Raw genomic sequence first — 6,884 nt, forward strand, 5'->3', positions numbered from 1 at the left:
ACTAACGCACGAAAGGTGCAAAATCAGAGATTTTTTGCATTATCAGTGCGTCGAAATACGCCTCCTCATCGGCCTCAAGCCTCACCGCGCGCGGATAGCCCGGCGTCTTGCGATCAGCAATCACCGTAGCATCGAAACCCTCGGTCTCGCGAACAAAACGTTCGACGCCGGCACGGCCATACTCCCGCAGAAACCCCTGCAGCACCGCGTCGAGATAAGACTGGATGATTTCGAGACGAACGGAAGCCTGATCCGCTGATGCTTCATAGACATAAAGCGAACAGCCGGCAGGCAGCTCAGCAGACAATTCCAGATCAGACGGGGTGAGCGAGACACGCCGGTAGCGCTCTTCGCGCTGATCGACGGCGGCGAGATTCTCGGCCCGATCGACAACGAGCAAACCGTCAATGACGGCAGCAGGGTCGCGCCGCACACTCAGGAGCGCACGGCTGCTTTCGCCATCGCGGCGCACCCACTGGCGGCGCCAGCCCTTAAGCCGCGCCGGGTATGCTCCGACAATCTCCGTGCGGTGCGTATCGCGGTTGACGAGCGACCCGTAGCCAAAATAGGCGACCAGACCATTCACGCCGCAGCCCTCTCCCATCTCACTCGACCCGTTTGCCCTTCTCGACGCGATATGTCGGCTGATACATCGTGACCAGTTCTTCGGCCGCGGACGGGTGCACCGCCATCGTTCGATCGAAATCATCCTTGGTCAGCCGCGCCTTGAGCGAGATGCCCAGAACCTGAGCCATTTCGCCGGCATCCGGACCCATGACATGAGCGCCAAGCACACGCCGGGTCTCGCTGTCGACAACGAGCTTCATGAGCATCTTCTCCTGCCGCCCGGACAGCGTGTGACGCATGGGCCGGAAGCTCGCCCGATAGATTTCCAGTCGATCGAAGCGCTGCGCCGCCTCGTCCTCGGAAAGCCCCACCGTACCGATTTCGGGCTGTGAGAACACGGCCGTGGCAATCGTGTCGTGATCGACTTCGGTCGGATTGCCCTTATACTCGGTCTCGATAAAGCACATCGCTTCGTGGATTGCGACCGGCGTGAGCTGCACGCGATTGGTCACATCCCCCAGCGCCCAGATGTTTTCGACATTCGTGCGAGAGAAACCGTCGACCGGGATTTCGCCGATCTTGCCGGTCTCCACACCGGCAGCCTCGAGCCCCAGACCTTCGGTGTTCGGAATGCGGCCAATAGCCAGCATGACCTGACCGGCCTCAAGGGTGGCGCCGGACTTGAGATGAACGAGAAGATCACCCTCCCCGCGCTTTTCCACCTTCGTCAGGACGTCCTGGCACAGGATCCTGATACCCTTGGCCTCCATCGTGGCGTGAAGCTCGCGGCGCAGATCCTGATCGAAACGCGACAGGATTTCCTTGCCGCGATAGACCAGCGTGGTGTCGACCCCCAGGCCGTGAAAGATATTGGCGAACTCGACGGCAATATAGCCACCACCCTCAATGACGATAGACCAGGGCAGCGCCTCCAGGTCAAAGGCCTCGTTGGAAAATATGCAATGCTCATGGCCAGGAAGCGCCAGGTGCGGATTGGGGCGTCCGCCGACAGCGATGATGATTCTTTCGGCCGTCACGCGCTTTCCGCCAACATCGAGCGTGTGGCGATCCACCAGCGTCGCACGGGCCTCGAAGATCTCGGCGCCGGCATTCTCAAGCCCCTTGCGATAAAGGCCCTCGAGCCGGGCAATCTCACGGTCCTTGTTCGTGACGAGAGTTTTCCAGTCGAAGGTGGGCCTGGGCACAGTCCAGCCATAGCCGGCTGCATCCTCGAAATGCTCCGGAAACTGCGAGGCGTATACAAAGAGCTTCTTCGGCACACAGCCGCGAATGACGCAGGTGCCGCCAAAGCGGTATTCTTCGGCAATGGCAACGCGTTTTCCAAGGCCTGCCGCAAGACGTGCAGCGCGCACCCCACCAGAACCGCCGCCAATCACAAAAAGATCGTAGTCGAAATCGCTCATTCTCTGATCCTCGCCCCTTGAATACCGTGAATCCGCCGCGCCCGAGCGCTTCTGAAGCTCTGCAGCAACGGGAATGCTGCACCGCCGCACTCACTTAGAAACGCCCGTAGAAGAATAAAAGCCCGGTGCGACGACCGGGCTCTAACTGTTTCGTGATCGAAAGCTTACTGGGCGGTTTCCTCGCCGGCAGCCTCTCCGCTGCCGGTCGCGCCAGTCGCGGCCTGGATCTGCTGCCCGACCATCTGGGCGAGATCACGCGCGATGCCGCGACGCCAGATTTCTCCGGCCTTCAGGACCTCGCGGGTCACAATGGGGCCGTCCTCGATCAGTTTCATGCCCGTCGGGGAGGTGTAGAACTGCGCGATCTCTGTCAGTTCCTGCTCGGAGAAGACGCGAGCATAGGCCTGCGCGGCTTCCCGTTCGAGGTCGACCCGGCGGCTTGCCAGTTCAATGGCCTTCTCGTCCACCGTGGCATTGATCAGCGCCACCATATCCGGGTTCTTGCGGATCAGTTCCGACTTGAGCGCGGCAGCGGCCTGTGGCAGCACGCCATCAAAATCGTCGGTTGCGTTGATCGCATCAATCGCGGAGCGCGCCGCGGCGAGATGGGACGCGGAAATCTCCTGCGCGCCGGCAGGAGCGAAAGCGAACGTCACCGCCACAGCTGCAGAAGCTGCAACAAGGCGGATGCGGGTTGCCAGATTCATATGTTTCTCACTCCATTCTTGTTTATGCGGCCCCGAAGGTTCGCACCTCGCCGTCCCCGGCCACGAAAGCGGTGTCGGCAAGGTCGAGAAACAGGCCGTGTTCTACAACACCCGGTATGGCGTTTAACGCATTCGCCAATGCTCTTGGATCGGGAATGCGGCCAAAAGATGCATCGACGATGAGATGTCCACCATCGGTAACGAAAGGCCTTCCATCCCGCTCCCGCACTTTCAGAGCACCCTCCAGTCCGAGTGCGCGCGCTGTTCTTTCAATCGTCCGAACGGTCGCACCGAGGCCAAAGGAGTTGACCTCGATCGGCAGTGGAAAACGGCCAAGTGTTTCGACGAGCTTGGACTTGTCGGCAATCACGATCATACGCCGTGAAGCGGCTGCAACGATCTTTTCGCGCAGCAATGCGCCACCACCGCCCTTGATCAATCCAAGCTGCGGCCCGATTTCGTCGGCACCGTCGATGGTCAGGTCGAGTTCGGGGGTTTCGTCTAGCGTGGTGAGCGGAACGCCGAGCTCCAGACACAGCGCAGCCGTACGCTCGGAGGTGGGAACACCGATCACGGTCAGGCCGCCGGCAACACGCTCGGCCAGAACGCGGACGAACTCTTCAGCGGTCGAACCCGTACCGATTCCGAGCCGCATTCCATCTTCCACCTGATCAAGCGCAGCACGAGCCGCCTCGATCTTCAATTCACGCATATCCGCCGACATCTCGCCCCCGGTCATATCTCAGCGGTTCCTAACCCGTTTTACCTCTCCCCGCAATGCAGGCGGCGCGCGTGCGCGGAGACAGTGCCCAACTTGCTTCAACCCGCCTTGCGCGGTATCCCAGTGAAATTCAAGCAAGGGGACAACATGTCAGCGCCAATCATCGTTTTCGATCTCGACGGAACGCTTGTCGACACGGCACCGGACCTGCTCGACAGCCTCAATCACTGCCTTGAAACCGTCGATATGGAGCCGGTGAAGCATGAGGACGTCAACCGCATCGTCGGTTTCGGCAGCCGTGTGATGATCGAACGGGCCTTCGCGCTGCGCAAACGGCATCTGGACGGCGGCCAGCTCGACGCGCTTCAGGCTGCCTTCCTCGATCACTACACGGCGAACGTTCCCGGGCGCTCCAGGCCGTTTCCCGGCGCCGTCGAAACGGTCGAACGCTTCCTCGCGGCCGGCTACACGGCAGCGGTCTGCACCAACAAACTTGAGGGCATGTCGCTCTCCCTTCTCGAAGCGCTCTGCATCGTCGGACATTTCAGCGCGATCTGCGGCGGCGATACCTTTCCGATGCGCAAACCCGATCCGGGACATCTCCTGCGGACCATCGCCATGGCGGGTGCGGACCCGCAGCGGGCCGTAATGGTCGGTGATTCGCGCACGGACATCGACACCGCCAAGGCTGCCGGCATCCCCGTCATCGCGGTCGATTTCGGCTATACCGACCAGCATGTAAGCACGTTTGAGCCGTCGCGTGTGATCTCGCGCTTCGATGAATTGACGGTCGAGATGGTGGAAGGCCTGATCGCCGCGACAGCATCCTGAGCACAGGCGCGAAAGCGCGCTTGACACTCACCCGCCCCGCCCCTTATATCGCGGCTCGCTTGACGATGCTTCGTCAGCGGGCGCGTAGCTCAGCGGGAGAGCACACCCTTCACACGGGTGGGGTCGCAGGTTCAATCCCTGCCGCGCCCACCATTATATTTCTCTTCTTTTCTGTTTTCCCTGCACGCTGGAAACGGCGGGTGCCGGCCTGAACTGCTAAAATTTTACTCTTATCCTATTGTTTTCGCTTACTTCTCTTTCATCAGAATCATTGATCTCTCGTTAGGCAAATGCTGGAGAGCAATCTGATGAAGGAGACGGGAGATGAAACCCCGCTACGAGATAATCCTTGACCCTTCAGAACTTTGGACCGTTTGGGATAATCTGCTGAACGAACCCGCAATGATCGGCATGACAATCGTGGCCGGCATCAGCAAATCTGAAGCGGAAGACGCCTGCTATGTGCTCAACGAGGTGGAGAAGCGGCGCCTTGCGCGGGAGGAACGGAAGAAGGTCGCCAACTCGTAAGCATAGCTCTCGTATCAGGCCGCGCGTTGGGCACGCCTTTGGCGCGGCTCCATTATACCTGCCCGGACTGCATCGCGCCTGACGCTCGGACCGCTGGCGGTAACGGGCAGCAACTCCCACTTCCTGTCTTTTCAAGACCGGCGGATCGTCCTAAGCGAGGGGGAACCGAGCCGATTCCGGAGTGAACTCGCATGAACCGCACAGCATCCGCCTTCCTTCTCGTCGCCGTTCTCACCGGATTGCTGGTTGCCCTGGGCTTTGCGCTGCAGATCAAGGGCTATGGATTTGGAAGCCTCGGCAATGAACGGCTCGATGGCCTTGCCAGTGCGGCCACCTTCGTGCCGCTCGCTGCTCTCTATGCGTTTACAGCCATGCTGGTGACCATACTTCCGATCCGGGCAGCCGCGATGATGCACGCCAATGGGACGACCCCGATCTACCTCACCGCCGTGGTGCTTTTCGCAACGATCGTCGGGGTTCAGGTCACGCGGATGGCGTTCGGGAACGCGGGAGCGTTGTGGGCACTGGTCGACTGGCAGTTCGTGTTCGCAGCCGGCATTGTCGTCGCCCATTTGTCGCTCGATGCACTGCGGCGCAATGTGCTTTTGCGCACGCTTGCCTTCATTGGATTCGCAGCTGCCACTCTCGCCTGTCTCTACTGGACGTTCCGCTTCTAGGGTCAGGCCCTAAGCTGGCGCTTCGAATCGCCGCCTTGATGGACAGGCAGGAACACATATACAAAACTGTGGAAAGCGGCATGAATCTGTCGTGCTTTCCCCGACTCACCCAAACCTAGCTACCCCGCGTCTACCCATTTTGATGTGGTGGGTGGACCTATGGTCAGGCCTTAATGCGCCCCAATCGACCGAATTTGCAGGTTTTTTGTTCGCTCTCCCGGCACGACAATTCCTCCCGTCGGATAAGTCCGAACCCCTGTCGTGAAGACTGTTCATGGGTCGCAACGATGATGTGGGCGGTGGGGATTTGCGCCAGGAAGATCGGCACCATCCGACTGAGGGAGGAGTGCAACATCATTCAAATACCGAACGTTGCTCTGCACTTCGAAAGACGGCCTTCGGGTCGTGAAACAGCAGGACCGTGTAGACACAATATCACCTGAGAGATGAACAGTGATCGTGTCCGCACGGTTCTCATTTTGAGGATGAGGACACGATCATGCCTAAGCAAAACGGATTTGGCGTTTTCTTCCCTGGTTGGCCAGGCAACAAGCAATGGCAGGACCAGGATCAGGACCAACATCAGCACCAGGGTGAATGGCAGTATCAGGGTCAGGAACAGAACGCCACCAACACCGCTGAAAACACGGCAGGCAACGATGCTGACAATGCCGCCACCAATGATGCCGACAACACCAGCAATAACTCCAGCGCGAATAGCGCTGCCAACGCGGCACAGAACGCCGCGAACAACCAGGCTGGCAACACCGCAGACAACGCGGCCACCAATGCGGCCGACAACGCAGCCAGCAACAATGCCCGCAATGCGGCGCAGAACAACGCAGAGAACAACGCAACCAACAACACCGACGTGGCAACCAATGTCGCCACCTCCGTCAACACATCCGTGAATGTCGGTCTCGACGGCTTTATTCCCTCTGACGACGACTTCGCCGACGTGGACATCTATGGTGGTGGATCGGTCGACGAATTGTTCATCAATCGCGACGGTGAGATTTCCTACGATCCGGGCGACGACATGTCGTTCGAGGACATCCTGAACGACTCGCTCAATGGCGGCGGCAACGACAACGCCTTCGTTGTCGGACAGGTCAACGACCTGGTCGACAACGACACGCTTGAAAACCCGAATGTCTCCAACGAAGCCGATTTCAACCAGAACGGCGACGCAAACGGCGGTAACGCCACAGCCGATGACGGCATCGTGGCCGGAGGCGACGGTGGCGAAGGCGGCGGTGATGCCGATGCCGACGGCGGCGATGGCGATCGCGGTTATGCAGACGGCGGCTATGCCCGTGGCGGCATGGCTGATGACGCCAAGGCCTATGGCGGCAACGGCAACGGTGCAGCGGGCGGTTCCGGTGGAACGGCCACCGGTACAGGTCTCGGCCTCGGCGGCCTCGGTGCA

General features: G+C 59.9%; 7 protein-coding genes, 1 tRNA gene and 1 pseudogene. 5 read left to right on the forward strand and 4 right to left on the reverse strand.

Annotation, left to right across the window (positions count from 1 at the left end):
* Position 1 precedes the first annotated feature (1 nt).
* The 4 genes from JCM21793_RS15410 to rpiA all read right to left on the reverse strand — a co-directional run bounded on the left by JCM21793_RS15410 (position 2) and on the right by rpiA (position 3,437).
* Entirely contained in the window at positions 2 to 586 is a 585-nt protein-coding gene (locus JCM21793_RS15410) for a gamma-glutamylcyclotransferase family protein (RefSeq protein ID WP_244439794.1), read from the reverse strand.
* A 19-nt stretch (positions 587 to 605) separates the two neighbouring features.
* Positions 606 to 1,991 carry a glutathione-disulfide reductase gene (gene gor, locus JCM21793_RS15415; protein ID WP_025030943.1) on the reverse strand — a complete coding sequence of 462 codons (1,386 nt, stop codon included), beginning with the start codon at positions 1,989 to 1,991 and terminating at the stop codon, positions 606 to 608.
* Between the two features lie 164 nt (positions 1,992 to 2,155).
* Positions 2,156 to 2,698, reverse strand: coding sequence for a DUF2059 domain-containing protein (locus JCM21793_RS15420; RefSeq protein WP_007007106.1), 543 nt, complete (start codon positions 2,696 to 2,698; stop codon positions 2,156 to 2,158).
* A 22-nt stretch (positions 2,699 to 2,720) separates the two neighbouring features.
* Positions 2,721 to 3,437 (reverse strand): ribose-5-phosphate isomerase RpiA, encoded by a 717-nt coding sequence (rpiA, locus tag JCM21793_RS15425; protein ID WP_244439795.1) that lies wholly within the window; start codon positions 3,435 to 3,437, stop codon positions 2,721 to 2,723.
* A 129-nt stretch (positions 3,438 to 3,566) separates the two neighbouring features.
* Here rpiA and JCM21793_RS15430 point away from each other — a divergent pair, with 129 nt between their 5' ends.
* From JCM21793_RS15430 to JCM21793_RS29280, 5 genes and pseudogenes are all read left to right on the forward strand, one after another.
* Positions 3,567 to 4,250, forward strand: a complete 684-nt coding sequence (locus JCM21793_RS15430; RefSeq protein ID WP_025030945.1) for an HAD family hydrolase — start codon at positions 3,567 to 3,569, stop codon at positions 4,248 to 4,250.
* Positions 4,251 to 4,328: 78 nt separating this feature from the next.
* Positions 4,329 to 4,403: transfer RNA gene (locus JCM21793_RS15435), tRNA-Val, on the forward strand.
* A 171-nt stretch (positions 4,404 to 4,574) separates the two neighbouring features.
* Positions 4,575 to 4,778 carry a hypothetical protein gene (locus tag JCM21793_RS15440; protein ID WP_007007103.1) on the forward strand — a complete coding sequence of 68 codons (204 nt, stop codon included), beginning with the start codon at positions 4,575 to 4,577 and terminating at the stop codon, positions 4,776 to 4,778.
* Positions 4,779 to 4,969: 191 nt separating this feature from the next.
* Positions 4,970 to 5,455 (forward strand): hypothetical protein, encoded by a 486-nt coding sequence (locus JCM21793_RS15445; RefSeq protein WP_025030946.1) that lies wholly within the window; start codon positions 4,970 to 4,972, stop codon positions 5,453 to 5,455.
* Positions 5,456 to 5,954: 499 nt separating this feature from the next.
* Positions 5,955 to 6,884: pseudogene (locus JCM21793_RS29280) on the forward strand (hypothetical protein); the annotation flags it as partial.

This window comes from Nitratireductor aquibiodomus NL21 = JCM 21793 (assembly GCF_000615975.1).
In the GTDB taxonomy this organism is placed as follows: Bacteria; Pseudomonadota; Alphaproteobacteria; order Rhizobiales; family Rhizobiaceae; genus Nitratireductor; species Nitratireductor aquibiodomus.